Annotated in this window: 13 protein-coding genes; 7 read left to right on the top strand and 6 right to left on the bottom strand. The window is 25.9% G+C overall.

From position 1 onward, the window contains the following. Nucleotides 1-33 precede the first annotated feature (33 nt). A complete protein-coding gene (locus A966_RS05355) occupies nucleotides 34-1,608 on the bottom strand; it encodes a tetratricopeptide repeat protein (RefSeq protein WP_008723333.1) in 1,575 nt (524 codons plus the stop codon). Nucleotides 1,609-2,473: 865 nt separating this feature from the next. Here A966_RS05355 and thiE point away from each other — a divergent pair. Both thiE and A966_RS05345 read left to right on the top strand, forming a co-directional pair. Continuing rightward, complete coding sequence (gene thiE, locus A966_RS05350; RefSeq protein WP_008723331.1) at nucleotides 2,474-3,166, top strand: thiamine phosphate synthase; 693 nt, start codon at nucleotides 2,474-2,476, stop codon at nucleotides 3,164-3,166. Next, nucleotides 3,130-4,056: a thermonuclease family protein gene (locus A966_RS05345; RefSeq protein WP_008723329.1), complete on the top strand. Its 927-nt coding sequence runs from the start codon at nucleotides 3,130-3,132 to the stop codon at nucleotides 4,054-4,056. Before thiE ends, A966_RS05345 begins: the two co-directional genes overlap by 37 nt. Before the next feature lie 356 nt (nucleotides 4,057-4,412). Here the strand turns inward: A966_RS05345 and A966_RS05340 are convergent, their stop codons facing one another. The 3 genes from A966_RS05340 to A966_RS05330 all read right to left on the bottom strand — a co-directional run bounded on the left by A966_RS05340 (nucleotide 4,413) and on the right by A966_RS05330 (nucleotide 8,442). Further along, on the bottom strand, nucleotides 4,413-5,864 hold the full coding sequence (locus A966_RS05340) for a glycoside hydrolase family 32 protein (protein WP_008723327.1): 1,452 nt from the start codon (nucleotides 5,862-5,864) through the stop codon (nucleotides 4,413-4,415). A 466-nt stretch (nucleotides 5,865-6,330) separates the two neighbouring features. Beyond that, nucleotides 6,331-7,980: a hydroxylamine reductase gene (gene hcp / locus A966_RS05335; RefSeq protein ID WP_039955566.1), complete on the bottom strand. Its 1,650-nt coding sequence runs from the start codon at nucleotides 7,978-7,980 to the stop codon at nucleotides 6,331-6,333. 12 nt (nucleotides 7,981-7,992) lie between these two features. Then, nucleotides 7,993-8,442 (bottom strand): RrF2 family transcriptional regulator, encoded by a 450-nt coding sequence (locus tag A966_RS05330; protein ID WP_008723324.1) that lies wholly within the window; start codon nucleotides 8,440-8,442, stop codon nucleotides 7,993-7,995. 176 nt (nucleotides 8,443-8,618) lie between these two features. On the opposite strand from A966_RS05330, the gene A966_RS05325 reads away from it, so the two are divergent. The 5 genes from A966_RS05325 to metX all read left to right on the top strand — a co-directional run bounded on the left by A966_RS05325 (nucleotide 8,619) and on the right by metX (nucleotide 16,074). Next, nucleotides 8,619-9,695 (top strand): DUF262 domain-containing protein, encoded by a 1,077-nt coding sequence (locus A966_RS05325; RefSeq protein ID WP_141709344.1) that lies wholly within the window; start codon nucleotides 8,619-8,621, stop codon nucleotides 9,693-9,695. 99 nt (nucleotides 9,696-9,794) lie between these two features. Beyond that, nucleotides 9,795-10,442 carry a hypothetical protein gene (locus A966_RS05320; protein WP_008723321.1) on the top strand — a complete coding sequence of 216 codons (648 nt, stop codon included), beginning with the start codon at nucleotides 9,795-9,797 and terminating at the stop codon, nucleotides 10,440-10,442. A 10-nt stretch (nucleotides 10,443-10,452) separates the two neighbouring features. Next, the gene (locus A966_RS13150) at nucleotides 10,453-12,942 is read left to right on the top strand and encodes a DUF262 domain-containing protein (protein WP_176719970.1); all 2,490 of its coding nucleotides are present in this window, start codon (nucleotides 10,453-10,455) and stop codon (nucleotides 12,940-12,942) included. A 674-nt stretch (nucleotides 12,943-13,616) separates the two neighbouring features. Next, nucleotides 13,617-14,912, top strand: a complete 1,296-nt coding sequence (locus tag A966_RS05310) for an O-acetylhomoserine aminocarboxypropyltransferase/cysteine synthase family protein (RefSeq protein WP_008723319.1) — start codon at nucleotides 13,617-13,619, stop codon at nucleotides 14,910-14,912. Between the two features lie 61 nt (nucleotides 14,913-14,973). Continuing rightward, nucleotides 14,974-16,074: a homoserine O-acetyltransferase MetX gene (gene metX / locus A966_RS05305; protein ID WP_008723318.1), complete on the top strand. Its 1,101-nt coding sequence runs from the start codon at nucleotides 14,974-14,976 to the stop codon at nucleotides 16,072-16,074. A 301-nt stretch (nucleotides 16,075-16,375) separates the two neighbouring features. On the opposite strand, the gene A966_RS05300 is transcribed toward metX, so the two are convergent. Together A966_RS05300 and A966_RS05295 are read right to left on the bottom strand one after the other, a co-directional pair. Further along, nucleotides 16,376-16,741 (bottom strand): hypothetical protein, encoded by a 366-nt coding sequence (locus A966_RS05300; RefSeq protein ID WP_008723317.1) that lies wholly within the window; start codon nucleotides 16,739-16,741, stop codon nucleotides 16,376-16,378. A gap of 153 nt (nucleotides 16,742-16,894) precedes the next feature. After that, entirely contained in the window at nucleotides 16,895-20,629 is a 3,735-nt protein-coding gene (locus tag A966_RS05295; protein WP_008723316.1) for a DUF2723 domain-containing protein, read from the bottom strand. Between the last annotated feature and the right edge of the window lie 242 nt (nucleotides 20,630-20,871).

Here is a 20,871-nt window from a genome sequence, read left to right as displayed (position 1 = left end):
CTATTTTTTCTAAAAAATTAATTTATAACTTTATTACTCATCAAAATTATTTGTATTAATTCCTATGTCTTTTGCTATGTGCAATATTTCTTTTGCCAAATCATCTTTATTTAATTTTTTATAACAGCTGTAAAGTCTATGATAAATGCCTATTTTTTCATCATAAGAATATTTATTTAGAACATCAAAATATATAAATAAAGCTTCTTCATACATTTCTAATTCTTCAAATATTTCTCCTATTTCAATAGAAGTTATATAACCATCATTATAATGAAATTCATTCATGTATGTTTTTATATTTTTACTTTCAAAAAAATGTATATCTTTTTTATTATTATCTTTTTCTCTGTATATGTAATCATTAAAAACTTCTTTTATTTTTTGATATTCTTCTAAATCTTTATAGCTTAATAATGTGTATAATAATTCTTCTTTACTAACTCTTTCATATTTCCAATCTGTATTATGAAAATCTTCTTTTTCTTCTTCTGTTTCACAGTACTTATACATATTTTTATAATAAAAGTTTTTTAATATTTCCGCTCTGTTTTCAAAATTACTTATTAATTTATTGTATATTTTATAAGCCTTTTTATCTTTTCCCTGTTTTTTATAACTTGCAGCAAGATAATATAAAGGAACTCTATAGTCTTTATCTATTTTTAATGCTTCTTTTGCTGCTTCTATTGCTCTGTCATAATCATTAGATAAAAATCTGTATTTTGATAAATAAGCCCAGTTTATTTCTTCTTTTTTGTCTATATTAGCCATTTTTTCTCTCATATATGCTGCTTTGGAATATTTTTTAGCAGCCTCATAAATTTTAGCTAATCTTTCCATATAAGCTAGCATATAAAAATGTTTATCATTATATTTTGACAAATTCAGTATTTTTATTGCTTTTTTACTGTATCCTAGAAATAAATATATATCAGCTAATTTATATCCGTAATCGTAATAATCCATATATATATTTTTTCTGCAAATTTTTGCTGCTTCTTTGAATTGATTTGTTGAATATAGATATATATTTAAAAGTGATTCTTCATCATTTAATAATTTATATAGCTCTACAGCATTATCATAACTATCTACTCTTTCATAAATATATGCTAATTGTTCAGTTAAAGATTTTGAATAACAGTTTTGATAAAAATTTTCAAGCAGATTAATAGCTTCATCATATTTATTTATCAAACATAGAATATTTGATATTTCTATTATCATTTTTTCATCACTGCTTTTTAATTCAATAGCTTTTTGTATAGTTTTATAGGCATTATCTCTATCATCTAATTCAATATAAGTTCTTGCTAAATTAGCAAATACTCTTATATCTTTATCATTAATTTCAAGAGCCTTTAAATATGCTTTTTTAGCTTCTTTAAAATTATTAGCATTATTTAAGTAATTACCTAATATTTTCCAAGCATTATAATCGTTTTTTTCTAGCTTTAAATATTTCTCTAAATATATTTTTGATTTTTTATAATCTTCAATTTGCATATATGATGTGTATAATGTTTTTAATGCTTCTTTATTTTCTGCTTCATTTGATAATATTTCTTTTGCTTCTTTAATTTTTTCTTTTATAGTTTTATACATAATCACTAGTTCCTATTAACTCTTTATTTAACTATTTATTAATATTATAAAGTAATGCTATGACAAAAACTGTCGTGAAAACTGCTTGTTTTTATATATACCTAAACAACTATATTTTGTTAAAAATTATTTTCTTAATTTTTATTATTTGTGGGGACTAGCCCCCACACCCCCAGTTCTTTTATTGGTATAAAAGAACCAAAAGAACTGCATTTTTTACCTAAAATACAAGCATTATTTTATAGCTAATACATATTCCAAACAACGAAGCTAAATCTTTTGCATTTTTTGAAACTTTGACGAAGTCCGGAAAAAGTTGATATAAAAATAAATATTAATTTCTATTTTTTATTATATTAGAATTTCTTCAACGCACGGTTAGCAAAATTTTCAATATAATAAAATTTGAATTTCAAAATAATTTATATTTTTAGTTTTGTTCTGCGTGCGGTGAATATGCACTAAATTTAAAAAAATCTTGGGTGGGCAGTTAAAATAACAGATGGACTAAAAAGAAAAACAATATAAAAAATGACAGTGAGTTTAGAAAACCTAGAGGGTGGGAACAAAAATAAAGCAAAAAATTTAATTTTCACTTACCGCCCTTTATTCCTTGTTATTTTACTTTCATATTTTAGTTTTTATTTATTCTGCTGCTTAAATTAGATTTTTTAGCACCCGCCCAAGTTTTTATTAGGTTTAGAATTTTATTTAACGCACGGTTAATTTATTGTTGTTTATTAAAAAAATATGAATGTTAATTTATTAATATTTATTATTTTACTCTGCGTGCGTATAATTTTTTAATTTGAAAAAAATATAAAGTTATACTAAAATGCAATAAATAAATTTTAGGAATCATTTTATGAAAGATATTAAAAATTTAACTGATATTAAAAAAAGAAGAGAAATATTAAAAGATAGATATTTTAAAGACAGTATATACTGCGTAACGGCAGAAGATTTTTCTAACGGCAGAAATAATATAGAAGTTGTCAAATCTATGCTAGAAGCCGGAATAAAAATTATACAGTATAGAGAAAAAGATAATCCTAATAAATATATGCGTGAAAAATATGAGGAATGCTTAAAAATTAGAGAGCTTACAAAAGAATACGATGCTTTATTTATAATAGATGATTATGCTGATTTGGCTATTGCAGTTGATGCTGACGGAGTACATATAGGTCAAAAAGACATGCCTATTGAAGTTGTGAGAAAAATTGTAGGATTTGATAAGATTATAGGACTTTCTACTACTAATCAAAAACAGGCTGAAGAGTCAGTTAATACTTCTGCTGATTATATAGGGATAGGTCCTATTTTTTCAACTAATACAAAACCTGATGCTAATGAAGCTACAGGTATTGATTATCTTGATTATGTAGTCAATAATCTGAATATTCCTTTCGTATGTATAGGCGGTATAAAATTAAATAATATGGATATGCTTATAGAACATAAAGCTATGAGTTTATGCATGCTTACTGAGATAGTATCTTCTGAGGATATAAAAGCTAAATGCGAACTTCTAATAAAAAAAGTGAAAAAATTATAAAGACTTTTATTTATACTGTAATAATAATATTTGTTTTAATATTTATAATAAAAACTTCTCGTATTAAAGAAAGCAAAGATTTAATTATAGACTTAAAATCAATAATGAGCATGATAGAAAACAATAAAACTTCTATTATTTATGATTATATAAAAAACAGAGATAGAGTTTATGTGTTATATGCTGAAAGTGATGAAGATAAAAAATATATAAGCAAATATTTTCCAAGTATAAAATTTATTGGTAAGTTTAAACTAATTTTTTATAGTTTATTTTTTAAAAATAATATTATTGTTTATGCTAGTGATGATAAGTTAATTGATAAACTTAGATTTTTTAAAATTCATTATATACATGTGGTTTTGAATATTAATGATATAAATAGCGAAGAATATTTAACTCTAAGAGACAGTAATAATACAAAGATCTTTTTATCTATAACAAATAAAGACTTTAGAGAAATAGATACTAATAATATTAATCCAAAGTATTTAGTTTCTTTAGATAAGGATTTTATAAAAGTATCAGACGGAGATACTATAAGATATAAAGATAATTATTATAGATTTATAGGAGTTGATGCTCCAGAATTAAAGCAGAATTATGGAAGCAATGTTAAAGCATATATTGAAAAGAAAATCAATGATGCTTCAAATGTAAGTATGCTTGTATCTTCTTATGATGTTTTCGGACGAATATTATGTCATTTATTTATAGATGAAGTACCTTTGGCATATTATATGATGAAAGATAAGCAGGCAAAAGAAACTATAATGAAATACGGAGATAACGGCTTTATAAATATAGCAAGCAATATAGTTTATTTATCAAAGTTTCAAGGCAGGCGTCCATTTACAGACCCAGCTAGATTTAGAGCCGAAAACAGATAATTATTTAAAATGTTTTAGTATATGGCTAAATAACTATATTTTGTTTTTAATATATTAGTATTAGACTTGTTTCAAAACTACTTGACAAGATTAATTATAAAAATTATTTAATTTTAAAATTATAAACATGATGTTTTACATGTTGCATAATTTAGTATTTTAGTATATAAATATGCAGTCTTTTTGCTTCTTTGTGCCACACCGAAGGCGGACAGCGTCACAAAAGAAGTGGGGTTTGGGGCAAAGCCCCAACTATAATTAAAAAAATATTAAATTAAAAATTTATAAATTTAGTTTTGAAACAAGTCTATTTTCTATAACAATTTCTTCAAATGTTTTAAATTCAAAAAATCATTTTAGTATATATTGTATATATTCATATCTTTATCATTTTCAATAAAAATATTTTCACCCAAAGGATAAACAGTAAATGAACATGATTTTTCTCCTTTATTAATAAATATTTCAATAACGGATACATCAGCTATTATTCTAATATCAGATGATAAATCTATTTTTATCTCTATTTTTTCAGCCCCTGATATTCCCTCAAATTTCACATCTTTTCTGTCTATGGTTAATAAGCTGTTATTTTTATCATAATTTAAATAAAGTCCTTTTTTACTGCTGTCAGCAAATAATGTCATATTAAAATTATCTTTTATTTTAAACTCAATATCATAAAGATTTTTAGTATTTTTTAAATCTTTTAATCTTCCTTTTCTTTTGCTGTTAAATTCTTCTATAGGATAAGTTTTGAATATTCCATTTTCTATAAAGCATTCTCTAGGTATAGTCATCATTCCGCAGAAATTATTATTATTATCAAAAGGCTTTGACATTCTTATCCAGCCTATCATAATTCTTCTCTCTCTTTGTTTTTTTTCATCATAATAATTAAAAGTCTGCGGAGCATACATTTCAAAAGATTCATCTAATAATCCTTTACTTTCTATATTAAAATTAAAATTACTAAAATCCATTTGACCGGTTAAATACATAGCAATATTAGGATATTCTTTAGTTCCAGCTCCCATAGGAGAAAATATTAAAACATCATTATTATTTAAATCAAAAAAATCAGGACATTCCCAGCCCCAGCCGAATTTATCACTAGTCCATTTTCCTTCAAATTCCCATTTATTAAGATCCTCACTTTTATAAAATACAATACTTCCTTTTTTATAATCTTCAGTATCTCCCAGCACCATTCTGTAAAAACCTTCTTTAGTTTTAAAAACTTTAGGATCTCTCATTTGATTATCTTTTATTGGCATTATTGAAGGCGGGAGTATTTTTTTAAATGAATATCCTCCGTCTTCTGAAAAAGCATGTATTTGAGAAGGAGTAAATCCGTTAGGGTCTTCCTGAATAGGTATATTATATTCATTGTATTTTATTTTATGATATTGAACTCCTGTATAGAATATATGAAGCTTACCATCTTTTTCTATTGCACTTCCAGAAAAACATCCGTCCTTATCATATTCATTATCATATTTTAATGCTATATCTTCATACTTCCAATTTAACATATCCTTACTTGTGGCATGTCCCCAATGTATAGCACCCCAGCAAGGAGCAAAAGGATTATACTGATAATATAAATGAAATGAGCCGTTATAATAGCATAATCCGTTGGGGTCATTGAGCCAATTTGACTTTGGTGTAAAATGGTATTTTGGTCTTAGATTTGTATCAAAACTTTTATTAATAAGCGTTTTATTATTATAAATTAAAATACCGGTTACAATTATTGCAAAACCTATAAAAATAACTGATACTATTTTTTTGCTGATTAATTTCATATTATATCCTATTTATTTTATTTATCTTTAAGACCTATTAATAATTTTTTAATAGAAAATTAATTTTAGTTATTAGAGAATTATTAAAAAGAATTATTTTTTATATATTTCTATAGTTATATTTGAATTAGATTTAATATAATAATAAACTCCTAAAGAATATTTGATGACACTATTGTATATGATAATATAGTATATAATAATGCTATGAATGTCAACAATAATATGTTTATTTTAAAAATTTTTAAGTTTGTAAGAATTTGTATTTTAATTATTTTTTGATTATTTTATAGATTGATAACTTTGTTTTTTATATTTATTTATTGATTTAATATAAAGAAAAATAAATAAAAATCATATATGTTTTAAAGTAAATTAATTAATACTTTAAAAGTATGATTATTTAGCTATGTATAAAAAAAGAGCCTAACTTATAAAAGTTAAGCTCTTTTTCATATTTGGAGTATTATGCTATCAAGTTGAATTTTTTCAAATCTTCATCAACATTTCCTATTCCAGAGATTCCGAATTTTGAAACTAATATATTAACTACATTAGGTGATAAGAATCCAGGAACCGTAGGTCCAAGATGAATATTTTTTACGCCTAAATATAGAAGAGAAAGTAAAACTATAACAGCTTTCTGTTCATACCAAGCTATATTATAAACTATAGGCAAGTCATTAATATCATCTAAACCGAATAAATCTTTAAGTCCCAAAGCAATAACAGCTAATGAATAAGAGTCATTACATTGTCCTGCATCCAATACTCTAGGTATGCCGTTAATATCGCCTAAATCTAATTTATTGTATCTGTATTTAGCACAGCCTGCAGTTAATATTACAGTATCTTTAGGAAGTTTTTGAGCAAATTCAGTATAGTATTCTCTCTCTTTATGTCTTCCGTCGCATCCGCCCATTACAATAAATCTTTTTATAGCACCTGATTTTACAGCTTCAGCAATTTTATCTTTAAGTGATAATACCTGATTATGGGCAAATCCTCCAACTATAAAACCGCTTTCTATTTCTTTAGGAGGCTGACATTTTTTTGCATGCTCTATTATAGGAGTAAAATCTTTATCGCTTTCTTTATCTGTATGGCTTTCTATATGTTTTAAGCCCTCAAAACCTGCTGCCCCTGTTGTATATACTCTGTCTTTATAACTTGGTAAAGGAGTTACTATACAGTTTGTAGTCATTAGTATAGGTCCGTTGAAACTTTCAAAATCTTTTCTTTGATCCCACCAAGCTCCGCCGTAATTTCCTACAAAATGTTTATATTTTTTTAATTCTGGGTAGTAGTGAGCAGGAAGCATTTCAGAATGAGTATATACATCTACTCCTGTGCCTTCTGTTTGTTTTAACAATATTTCTATATCTTTTAAATCATGACCAGATACTAATATTCCAGGATTTTTTCCTACACCTATATTAACTTTTGTAATTTCTGGGTTACCGTAAGTAGAAGTGTTAGCCTTATCAAGAAGTGCCATTCCATCAACACCGTTTTTACCTGTTTCAAGTACCAAAGCTAAAAGTTCATCGGCATTTATATCATCTCTTAATGTATCATTTAAAGCTCTCTGTATAAAAGCATCAACCTCTTCATTCTCATAATCAAGCATATTAGCATGTCTTATATAAGCACTTAATCCCTTAACTCCGTATATAACAGTTTCTTTAAGGCTTCTTATATCTTCGTTCTTCTCTTCCAATACGCCTACTGTTTTTGATTTAGCGTCCATATCCTCTTTGCTTTTAGGTGTCCATAGAGATTCTTCAAGTATAAGTGATTTGTCTTTTACCTGATTTGCTAATTCATTGCAAAGTTTTGCTGTGTATTCTATTCTCTTATAAAAAACTTCTTTATCAAAGTTCGCATTTGTTATAGTAGTAAATAAATTGAATGTTACATCATGATTAACTTTTTTATCTACTTTTCCGCCTTCTTTTCTTATAGCAGTTGTTATATTAGAAAGTCCTTTAGTTACATGAACTAGTAAGTCTTCTAAATAGGCTAAATCTGGTTTTTTACCGCATACTCCAGAAGTAACACAGCCTGTATTATTCATTGTTTCCTGACATTGATAACAAAACATTTTATTGTCCATTTAATCCTCCATTTATTTTTTTTGTTTTGATTTTTTATCATCTGTTTTATTTATCTTGAAATCATCATCTAATAAATAATGATCTTTGATTGTATGGCTTTCCATATAGTTTTTGAACTTTCTGTTTATATCATTAACTAAATCACCCATTATGCAGCTTGAACAATATTTACCGCATTTAGAATGAAACAAACAGCTTCTCTGCCAATTTTTACCCTCTATAGTTTCGTATATATCCAAAAAAGAAGCATTTTCTTTACCCTCAGCAATTTTAAATCCGCCTGCAGGTCCTTTTGATGAAGTAAGATACCCCACCTTTACAAGTGCTTGAAGAACTTTCGATAAATGATTAGGCGAAACATCAAATCTTTCTGCTATATCTTTAAGAGATGCAAACTCTTTAATAGATATATATACTGCAGAGTGCAGAGCTATAGCTGAGGCTTCTGATATTGGAATCATTTTTTATTCCTGTTATTACTAATTTAGTATATTGGTACTATAATACTAAATTATATTTTTGTCAATATGATAATAAAATATTTTTTAAATTTTTATTTTTTGATTTTTTTAAGACAGTTTTTGTCATTAAAATATGTTATACTATACAGTGTATATTTATTTTTAAGGACTATTATATGGCAGAATCAACTAAGCAAAATAATAAATCTGTAGAAATGCGAAGCATAAACGAGTTAATAGTATATAATAATATAGAATATAATTTCGTTATACCTAGCTATCAAAGGGGGTATAGATGGAGAGGTGAAAATGGCGAAGTTCAGGCTTTATTGGAAGATATAAAAGAATTTATAGAAAATAAAAAAGGAGATGAGAAGTATTGTCTTAACCCTATAGCTGTAAAATATGTAAAAAAAGATGATAATAAAGAACAATATAATTTAGTAGATGGGCAGCAGAGATTAACCACAATTTATTTGATATTAAAATATTTAAATAATAATGAAAATAATAAACTATTTACTTTAAAATACGAAACAAAACAAAATAAAGAATTTTTAGATGATATTGATATAAATACACCAGAAAATGATTATAAACAAAACATAGACTATTATTATATTTTTGAAGCTTATAAATATATAGATATTTGGTTTAATAAAAATGAAAATAATCAAATAGAGAAAGAAGACTTTAAGGAAAAATTATTAAATAATGTAAATATAATATGGTATAATATAGGAAGCGATGACGAAAATGAAGTTTTTCAAAGGCTTAATGCAGGAAAAATACCACTTACTGATAGTGAATTGATAAAGGCTATATTCTTACATAAATCAAATTTTAAAGATGATAATGACAGCAGCAAAAAAGTAGAAGAATTAAAACAAATAAATATTGCCAATCAATGGGAAAATATGGAAATAGAATTAGAAAACGATAAATTCTGGTATTTTATTTCTAATAATGATAATGCTGACATTAGAATGGATTTTTTATTTGAGTTAATATATGGTATAGAAAAAGAAAATAATAATACTGTAAAAACAAAATATGAAATATTTGAACATTTTTATAAAAAGTTTAAAGATAAAAAAAATTTAACTGAAAATTGGAAAGAGCTTTCAAAATATTTTTATATTTTAAAAGAATGGTATGAAGATGATAATTTATATAATGATATCGGTTATTTAATAGCCTCTCGTTCAAAAGAGTTAAAAACTATATTATCATATGTTGTGAAAGATAAATAACTAAACACTAAAGAAAACTTTAATAATAAAATAAAAGAAGATATAAAAAAAAGTATTAATGCTAATAATCATGAACAGTTAGAAAAAAATATATTAGAATTGAAATATGATAATAATAATATTCAAATAATAAAAATATTATTATTATTCAATATAATAGAAAGCTTGAAAGAAAATATAAGATTTCCATTTGACGAATACAAAAAAATAAAGCCATCTTTGGAGCATATACATGCAAGAAAATCACAAAAATTATCTGATAAAGAAAAAGAAAAATTTATAGAAGAAAATAAACAATATATACTTCAAAATAAAGAATTAATAAAAGATGAATATAAAAATTTAGATGAAGCTTTTAATAATTTCAAAATAGAAGATAAATTTAATTATATATTAGATGCATTATTTTTTATTTATGAAAAATCATTAGAAAATAGTGGGGACTTTATAACATCAGAAGAAAATAATTATTTATATGATGAAAATAATATTTCTAATTTGGCATTAATAGATGTAAATAATAATACTACATTGAGTAACTCTATTTTTCCTATGAAACTAAAAAAAATTAAAGATTTAATTAAAAATAATAAAAAATATATTCCTATATCTACAAAGAATCTATTTTTAAAATATTATACAAAAGATCCTAGGGATATACTATTATGGACAAAAAATGACAAAAAAGATTATTTGGATAATATCATCAATTCAATAAGTGATTATCTGTATGAAAAAAATAAATAAGGAGAATATTATGAGTGATAATAAAGAAAATTTTATATCATTATTAAATAAATACGAAAATAATGTCGTTGTGCCTATTATACAAAGAGGTTATGCTCAGGGAAGAAATACTAATGAAGCAGAAAAAATAAGAGATGATTTTTTAGATGTTATTGTTGATTTTTTATCAAATGATAAAGGAGAATTAATATTAGACTATATATATGGAGTAAAAGATAACGGCATTTTTTATTTATTAGATGGGCAGCAAAGATTGACAACTTTATTTTTATTTTATTGGTATTTCAACTTTGAAAGAGAACGATTAAAAAAGTTTACTTATGAAACTAGAAATTCATCAAAGGACTTTATATCATTTTTATTAAGTATAAAAAGAAATGAAATTAATTTAGAAACAAATGAAAAGTTATCAGACAAATTAAAAGATAATATTAAGTTTTTAAACTTTTGGGAAAAAGATACAACTGTTAAAGGAATGCTTAAAGTAATAGATGATATTCATAAAAGAGTTAAAAATAACAAAAATATTAAAAGCAGCAAATTAAATGGCATACAATTTTATTGTGAATATATAGAAGGGGATCCTGATGATTTATATATAAAAATGAACTCAAGGGGAAAGCAATTAACAGATTTTGAAATATTTAAATCAAAGCTTGAAAGTTTTTTAGATGGAAAAATAGATGTTAATCTTTTAGCAGAATTTAAAGAAAAAATAGATACAACTTGGTCTGATTTTTTCTGGGAATTTTCAAAAGATAGTGAGAAAAATGATATAGACAGTATTTTTAAAAACTTTTTTGATTTTGTATTTAGAATGTTATATGCAGAACAATGTGAATATATAAAGAAAAAAAATGAAAAAATAGGATCATATCTAAAAGATTTCTTTAATTTATTTGTAATAAAAACAGACACAAAATATATTGATGATAGTAAAAACTGTATGTTAGAATGTAATATAAAATTTATAGTTAATATATTGGATATATTTTATAAATTAACCACTAGTAAAACCATTGAATTATTTAATGAAATATTTTGTATATATGATGGAAATATTTATAATAATAAAATATCTACTTTTGAAGAAAATATAAACATTTTTGATAAAAAAGATGACTATATTATTTTGCTTAAAATAAATAATTATGATTTGAAATATAAAATATTACTGTTTAGTTTTTTTATTATTTTAAATAAAATATATAAAGAAGAAAATTATAAAGAAAATGAAAATATAGATTCAATAATTAAAAAAATCAAAGATTATAAAGATATATTGAGATTTATAAGGAATTTTATATTTATTTACTATGAACATATTGGCAATGATGATGAACTAAAATTCCAAATTAGTTTTATAAAATCATTTATAGAAAATGGAAAAATATTATTAAAACCTTATAATGATAATCATCAAGAGATATTGAAAATAATAGTTGAATCAGAACAAAATAAATTAGATATATTAAAAAGCTGTGATGAAAAGATTAGAAAAATAATTTACGCCTGTGAGAATAATGTATTTTTACAAGGTAATATTGATTTCTTATTAGACAATATAAGTAATGAAAATATAGTTAATGTAGTAAATTATATTTTTACTAAAAATGGCTTTAATAATGAAAATGGAAATTATTTAATACATAGGGCTATATTAGTATTTATTGATAAAAATGAAATAGAAAATTTTAGACCTTATCGTTCTACAACAATATCTATATTTAGAAATAATAAAGATAAAGATAATGATAATAAAAAATTATTGATAAAATATCCAAATAAATTAAAAGAGTTTATAAATACTATATTTAATGATAAAGTAAATAAAACTATATCGGATAAATGCAAGAATATAATAGATAATTATAAAGATGATAGCCATTGGAAATATTTGTTAATAAAAAATGCTAAAGATGCAAATGACAATGATGTAACTTTATACAATAAAGAATATTCATATTCAGGTGAAGTAAAAAAACATCTATATAGCGGTTATTATTTATATTATCAGTATAGAAATAGTACTCATTGGGATATACCATTGACAACTAAAGTGCATACAATGTTTTATCAATTATTGAAAGACAATGCAAACTTTAAAGACTTTAAATTGTACTATTATGATGGAACTAATAATCCTAATATTAAAGGAGAAAGAATATTAAGATATCCAAATAAGGAAATTTCATATTGTTATAGTTGGGTTACTTTAGCTAAAGAAATAGAAATAGAAAATGAAAAAGTTTTAGTGGGTTTTACTACTGCTGGCTATATAATTCAGTGCGGATTAAGAAAACAAAAACCTTTTAAAAATGCAGAAATATCTGAACAAGTTTTTGAATTAATAAAAGATAAAGGACTTAATTTCGATGGATATAATAAAGATCCTAATGATGATTGGTATTATATGAAAGATTTGGATAATTATGGTGAAATGTTAGATGAATATAAAAATACATTGATACATGTTATAGACGCTTTTTCTAAAAAATAAATAATAATTAATTTGTTGTTAAAATAAAGGAGTTTAACTTAAATTAAAAGCTAAGCTCCTTTTTTTATTATAAAACAGTTTTAATTACATACCCCACCCTTTATATTTACTAATTTCTTTTTAAAATATAACTTCAATTATTTTGTTAGTCAAATTATAAATTAAAGCACCCGCCCTAGTTTTATTTAAATTTATAATGTATTAACACGCACGCATAGCAGTTAAAGAAATATAATTTAGTTATTAATTCAATTTAAATTTATTATATAAATCGATTTAGCGTGCGTTAAATGAAATGTTAATTTAAATAAGATTTTGATTTAAATTTTATTACCTAATATTAGACTTATTGTTTTAAGTCGAATATTTAGTTATATTAATTATGATTAAAGCTTTATTTAAAATTATTGTAATACTTAAAAAAATAAAACTAATTACTGTTGACAATAATTTTATATTGTTGTATAATCTTTAATTAATTATTAAATAAATATTTTAGGAAATATTGTAAATGAAAACAATCATCGTTATGAACAAAATGTTTTGCCTCATGCAAATGTGTATGTTTAATAATGATGGCTGTCAATAATAATTTATTTTTTATTTTGTACTTTAAAGCCGTCAAATTTATTTGGCGGCTTTTTTTTATTTTATCATTAAGGAGTATTATAAAGATGTCAAGAGAATTAAAATTTGAAACATTAGCAGCACATGCAGGACAGGATTCTAATGATATATTCGGGAGCAGAGGAGTTCCGGTATATAAAACTACTTCGTATTTGTTTAGAGATTCAAAACATGCTGCTGATTTATTTGATTTAAAAGAACTTGGGTATATTTATACAAGACTTGGCGATCCGACAGCAGATGTATTAGAAAAAAGAATTACTGCTATGGAAGGCGGTAAGGCATCTATTGCGGTATCATCTGGAACAAATGCAATATTCTATACTATAATAACTATATGTGAAGCAGGAGATGAAATAGTTTCATCATTTAATGTATATGGCGGTACATATTCTCAATTTGCTGCAATACTTCCTAAACTTGGAATCAATACAAAATTTGTAGATGCTAAAGATCCTTCTAATTTTGCTAAGGCTATCACTGATAAAACCAAATTAATATTTATAGAAACAATTTCAAACCCTTCATTAGATTTTACAGATATTGAAGCAGTTGCTAAAATAGCACATGATGCGGGAATACCTCTAGTTATAGATGCTACTTTTACAACACCTTATCTTTTACAGACTATCAAACATGGTGCAGATATTGTAATCAACTCTCTTACAAAATGGATAGGCGGACATGGAAGTGCTATCGGAGGAATAATCACTGACAGCGGTAATTTTAATTGGCAAAGCGATAAATTCCCTCTATTTTCACAGCCAGATTCAAATTATCATGGATTAAGATGGGCTTATGATTTACCAGATGAGCTTAAAAATATAGCATTTACTCTGAGAGTAAGAACTGTACCGCTTAGAAATTTAGGTGCTTGTCTTTCACCTGATAACTCTTGGGTATTTATTCAGGGAACCGAGTCTCTAGCAGTAAGAATGGACAGACATTGTTCTAATGCTTTAAAAGTTGCTGAGTTTTTAGAAAAAGATGATAGAGTTGAATGGGTAAGATATCCTGGACTTAAAAATGATCCTTCATATAATACGGCAAGTAAATATTTAAAAGATAAATTCGGAGGAATGGTTGTATTTGGCATAAAAGGCGGATACGAAGCTGCAGTTAAATTTATAGATAATATCAAATTATTCTCCCATTTGGTAAATGTTGGAGATGTTAAGAGTTTAGTTGCCCATCCTGCTTCTACTACACATTCTCAATTATCTGAAGAAGAATTGAAAAAAGGTGGAATAAGCAAAAACTTTATCAGGCTTTCAATAGGTATAGAACATATTGATGATATACTTTATTATTTAGATGAGGCTTTAACTATAGCAAATAAATAATTTACAATATAAAAAACAGGGGTATAAATATTTACTCCTGTTTTGATAAGAGGGTTATTTTATGAAGAATATAAAAAACAAAAAAGAAGATAAAAATAATGAACAGGAAAACAATGAAATTAAATATTTTAATTATGATAAGGCTTTCAAATTTGAAAATGGAGCTTCAATAAATGAATTAACTATAGCATATACATTAAACGGACATTTAAATGTTAATAAAGATAATGCCATTTTAGTATGCCATGCTTTTACAGGAGATGCCGATGTTCTCTCTTGGTGGGATAATTTTGTAGGTAAGAAAAAAGCAATAGATACGGATAAATATTTTGTAATATGTTCTAATGTTTTAGGCGGCTGCAGCGGAACAACAGGACCTTCTTCCAAAAAGCCGAATAGTAATTCATATTATGGTACAGATTTCCCTACTTTCACGATTAAAGATATAGTAAAAGTACAAAAGATATTAGTTGATAGTTTAGGAATAAATAAACTTTATTGTGTTGCAGGCGGCTCTATGGGAGGAATGCAGGTATTACAATGGACGGCTTCTTATCCTCAAATGATGGAAAAAGCAATAGTAATAGCGAGCTCTATGAGTCATTCTCCTATGCAGATAGCTTTAAATGAAATAGCAAGACAGGCAATAACAGAAGATACTGAATGGTACGGCGGAAAATATTATGGTATGTCTACTCCTGACAGAGGACTTGCTTTAGCTAGAATGCTCGGACATATTACATATATGAGTGAAGAGTATATGAGAAAAAAATTCGGAAGAAAGAGAAAAAAAGCTGTTAAATATTTTACTCCTTCTTTTGAAGTAGAAAATTATCTTCATTATAACGGAGAAAAATTTACATCAAGATTTGATGCAAATAGTTTTTTATATCTTACTAAAGCTATGGATTTCTTTGATGTTAAAGATGAAATAAAAAAAATAAAACATAAAAAAAATATTAGTTTAGAAAAAGTTCTTGTTATATCTTTTATATCGGATTGGCTTTATCCAAGCACACAGTCAGCAGAGATAGTTTCTGCATACCATCATTCTAGTATAGATACGATATTTCATGAAATAGAATCTAATTACGGACATGATGCTTTTTTACTTAAGAATACGGAACAGACTAAATATATAAAAAATTTTTTAAATAACTAATATACTTGTTTCAAAAGACTTAACAAGATTATATATAAAAATAGTAATTTGTTAATTATAAAAATAATGTTTTAAACTCTATTTTAGTATATAAATATGCCGTATTTTATCTGCCTACGGCTGCAAAGTGTATGCAAAATAAGTGGTGATTTAAGTTTTATGTAAATCCCCAAATATAATAAAAAAAATACTAAACTAATTAAAAAATTGAGTTTTGAAATAAGTCTGATATAAACTTTGTAATTTTTGGCAAATAAAAAGGCCTACTAAATTTAATTAGTAAGCCTAAAACATTTATTATTTATAGATCTGGATGTAAATTATTTATGAGTCTAAGCAATTCAGCTCTCCATTTTTTTCCATCCCAGCCAATATATTCTATACAATCAACCTCTCTGGATTTAGATAGATCTCCATTCGGAGATATAAATATTTTATCTCCTTTTATATCTAATCTAAAATTATTAAAATTTACATCTTTGTAGTATAAATAATCTTCAGTATGACAATTATTTTTGTCACCATTTCTATAATGTACAAAATATCCATCATGAAAAATAGCAGTCCAATTAGTATTATCCCAAGTAATATAATCTAGACAATATGATGCTGTTTTAATTTCTTTATGTTCTATTCCAGAAAATAAAAACCATTGATTATTATTCATAAATATGCTCTCCTTTTTAAGTTTGATGATATTTATGATATTTTATTTTTTACTAAAATAAACAATATATAATTCATTTTATTTTTTAAAAATCAATATAATAAAAAAGGCCTGCTAATTTAATAGCAAGCCTTTTTATTAAAATATTGTTTTTTACTGTACATTATTCATAGAAGCCAAATACTGCATTATCTGAAGTCTTCTGCTTTCTACATCTTTATCCAAATTAGCTATCACATCATTAGTTGCTGCTAAAGGAGACATTATCCTTTTGAAGTCATTATATATATTTAAAGCCTCTACAACCTTATTCTGTTCTATGTATATATGTCCTATAGCATACAAGGCAAATGCACCGTCTTGAGTAAGATCATTAGTGTATTTTGAATATGTGCTTACAGCTTCATCATACATTTTATTATTAAGATAAATATTAGCTAAATCAAATTCTAATCCTCTTCTTTCATCTCTAGTTAAGTCTGGCATTTTTAGAGTATCATTTAATATACTGATAGAACTTGCTGTATCTCCAAGATTAGCATAAAGTATTGATATATCTTTATTAACACCTATTAAATGTTCTTTGCTTCTTGCTCTCTTTTTAGCTTCTAATTTAGCCCATAGAGTTTCTTCTATATCCTGTCTGTTTTGATATATATAATTAGCATAAGAAGAATAGCTTTCAAAAGTATCTTCTTTCATGGCCTGAGATTTTAGATTATCAGCCTGCTGTCTTGTAGTTTTAAGCTGTGCATCTATTCTAGCCATAAATTGTTTTATCTGCTGATAAGTTTGATTCTGCTCTCTTGCAGCATCTCCCATATCTTTACCTCTGTGGAAAGTTCTTTCTGCTCTTGATAGAGTTTCTTTAGCTTTATTTAAATACTCTGCCTCTTTATCATAAGGAGTATCTTTAGAACGCGCCAAATATTCATAAGAAGCAGCCAAATTAAAGTAAGCAGGATAAATAAGTTTTTCTAGTTTTATAAGCTCTTCAAACATTAAAGCAGCTCTTTCATAGTTGCCGTCCATAATAGCCTGATTGCCCACAGCAAAGTATACATTAGACATATCAAAACCTATAGTAAGCATTCTCTCTTCTTCCTGCTTTTTCAAATCCTGAAACTCTGCTATTTTTTGATTAGCTTCTTCTCTTGTAATGCCATTTTTAGCAATGTCTCCATTACCCATAAAGCCTAAAAGTTTCTGATATGTTTTTATTCTTCTATTGTATAAATCTATTTTAGCAAGAGAATATGAACTTACAAAGATCTCTCTGGTTAAGAAATCATAATGCGAAATCTCTTCAGCAGTTCCCTGCATAGTATAGCTGTTCCAATAATCCTCTTCTGTTTTAAACTCTGGAAAAGGAAGTTCATACATTTTTACAAAAGTTATCTCTTCGTTACCGTCATAAATATTTTTTCTTGCTACAGAAATTAAGCCTTCATCTAACAATGCATTTAAATCTGCTGCTAGTTTTTCATTCTCATAATCTCTTTTTAAATGCTCTTTGGCAATATCTTTATAGTCATTAACAGTAAGCACTTTAAAGAACTCTAATTCATCAACCAAAGCATATTTGATAGGCTGTACTTTGAATACCAAACCATAAGCCTTGAAGTAGTAATCGCCAAGCCTGTAAAGCCCATCTCGTCTCCAAGCCATATAATAAGGTCTTCCAGACTCTATAAAGTCTTTATCAACAGCATCGCTTATATCTCCAAGCCATCTGCCGTCAGTTTTCATAAGGTTTCCATATATTCTTTCAAATACATTACCCTTTTGGTCATATATTTTCAAATCTGGTCTTCTTCTTTCAACCATAGTATAATATACAAGTCCGAATACTTGGTTGTCACCTCCCTCTGTTGCAAATATCGCATTATCTGGAAGCGAGTTCATCATATTATATGAATAATCATGGTTGCTGTAATCTTTTGAGTTATTATTACGGCTTAGATTCATTACAAATATAGGTATCATTATTGCAAATATTGCTATAAGTGATACTGCATGATAAGGCTTTAACTTTGTATCGGCACTTTCCTCTTTAGCAGGTTTTAATACATTTTTTATATTAGTATTAAAATATTCCATATACCATTGAAAGCCAAAACCTATTATTACAAGCATATATAAAGTTGCTGGAAGGAAAAATACTTCTACAAATGATAAAGTTCTTACACTTGGAGGCGGATTAGTATATGCCATAAGAGACACAGCAAAACTTAAAAGTCCGAATACTGAGAATATACCTATAAACTTATTTTTCTTAAATATTTGAAATAATCCAGGTATTAAGAACAGTAATCCTAAAACTGTTAATTGAGTTTTGAATATATTTATCAAAGCAGATACCTGTTCTGGGTGAAGTATGAAGGCAGCAGCTATATCATTTCCTGAAGATCCGTACTGTTTTCTATGTATCATACTAAATAAATAGCTTAAATTCTCCCAGCCTGAAGGCTCATTTAATTGTCCCCAGTTTAGAGGAGGTAAAGCTCTTGCTCTTATAGGCATGTACGCATATATCATAACCCCTACTGCAAGCATTAAAAGCATTTTATAATATGATATTGATATTCCTGTTATAAAATCATTATCATTATTAAACTTATCTATTTTGCATAAGAAATATCTATATACTAAGCACCAAACAACTACTAAAAATAAAGGCCAGAATACTAAAAACATTCCTTTATATAAAGTAGGGTAGAATGGAACTTTAAGATTCTGTATCATATCTGGTCTTAAATAAGAACCGTTGGCAAGTGCTGTAAATATATCGCTCATTATATTCATATCAGCGAAAGGCTTAAATATTATAGAAAATATTGAATCATTAGAAGCTACTCCCGGAGGGAAATATAAATAAGCCTCATAATTCATAATAAATCTATAGTATCCGAAACCGCCTATAAATAATAATACCAAAAATACAAATATTGATATAAAAGAAGTTTCTATATGATTAATATATCTGTCTTTATGAACCAAGAATAAAACTATTGCTATAAACAAAAGCGGAGCAAAAGCAAAAGGCAAAGTTACATGGTGATTTGCAAGTGCCACACCGTAAAGAAATCCGAAAGCCATTAAATATTTATTTCCATAATAAGGCACTTCATCATATGCATGTTTCCATACATTTTCAAACCAGTAAACAAGTATTAAAAGCATAGAGGCTATTTGAAGTATGTTCAAACTATAAACTTCAGCCATAGTAGCCTGTGCCCACATATTATCAGATATAGCGAATGCAATACTTGCAAAAAGTGCTGGTATTTGCACTATTGGAGAAAATCCTCTTTCAACTCTGTTTTGTCCAAGCACTTTTACCATAATAAGATAAAAGAAAATCATAGCAATAGCAGCACAAGTACCTGAAAATAGATTGGTTCTCCAAGCTATATTTCCAAAAGGTATATAAGTAAATAATTTGGACATTAAAGTATAGAAAGGATATCCCGGAGCATGCCCTACACCCAAGAAGTAAGCCGCCGTTGTAAGCTCTCCGTTATCTCCTGCTGAAAGTGAAGGAGTAAGCGTAAACAAATACAAAAAGAATGTGAAAAGAAAAGCTATAGCAGCAAATATTGCATCTATTTTTGAAAGATGATATGGTTTTACCTCATATCTTTTAAAAATAGGTTCCTCATTATCTTTTTTTGAAAATAGTTTTGAAAGTATATTTCCGCTGTTTTCTTTATTAGATTTTTCTTTTTTATTATTTTTTGTACTAGTTTTTTGACTGTTTTGCAGATTATTAATATATTCTTCTATTAACTCTCTGTCTTTTTCTAACTTTTTTGTAAGCTCATCAATGCTTTTATTTTTATAATTAGCTTTGATATACTCTTTTTCCAGATGTGAAAGTTTTGCCATTAATTATTTACCTCTTTTTATTTATAAAAAATTATATATCTTAATAGTGACATATTTAAATAAATAATTTTAAGAATTAAAAGAAATCTTTTTTAACAAATAGTTTTAAGTTAAAAAATGCAGTCCTTTTGCTTCTTTGGGTCACCAAAAGAAGTGGGGTGCGGGGCAAAGCCCTGCAAAAAATAACTATAATAGTAGAATATTATATAATAAAATCGCTTATTATTCAAGAATGTAAAACC

The sequence above is a fragment of the Brachyspira hampsonii 30446 genome (assembly GCF_000316195.1).
Classification (GTDB): domain Bacteria; phylum Spirochaetota; class Brachyspiria; order Brachyspirales; family Brachyspiraceae; genus Brachyspira; species Brachyspira hampsonii_C.
The sequence above is the reverse complement of the archived record's forward strand: the minus strand, read 5'-3'. Positions and strand labels throughout refer to the sequence as shown.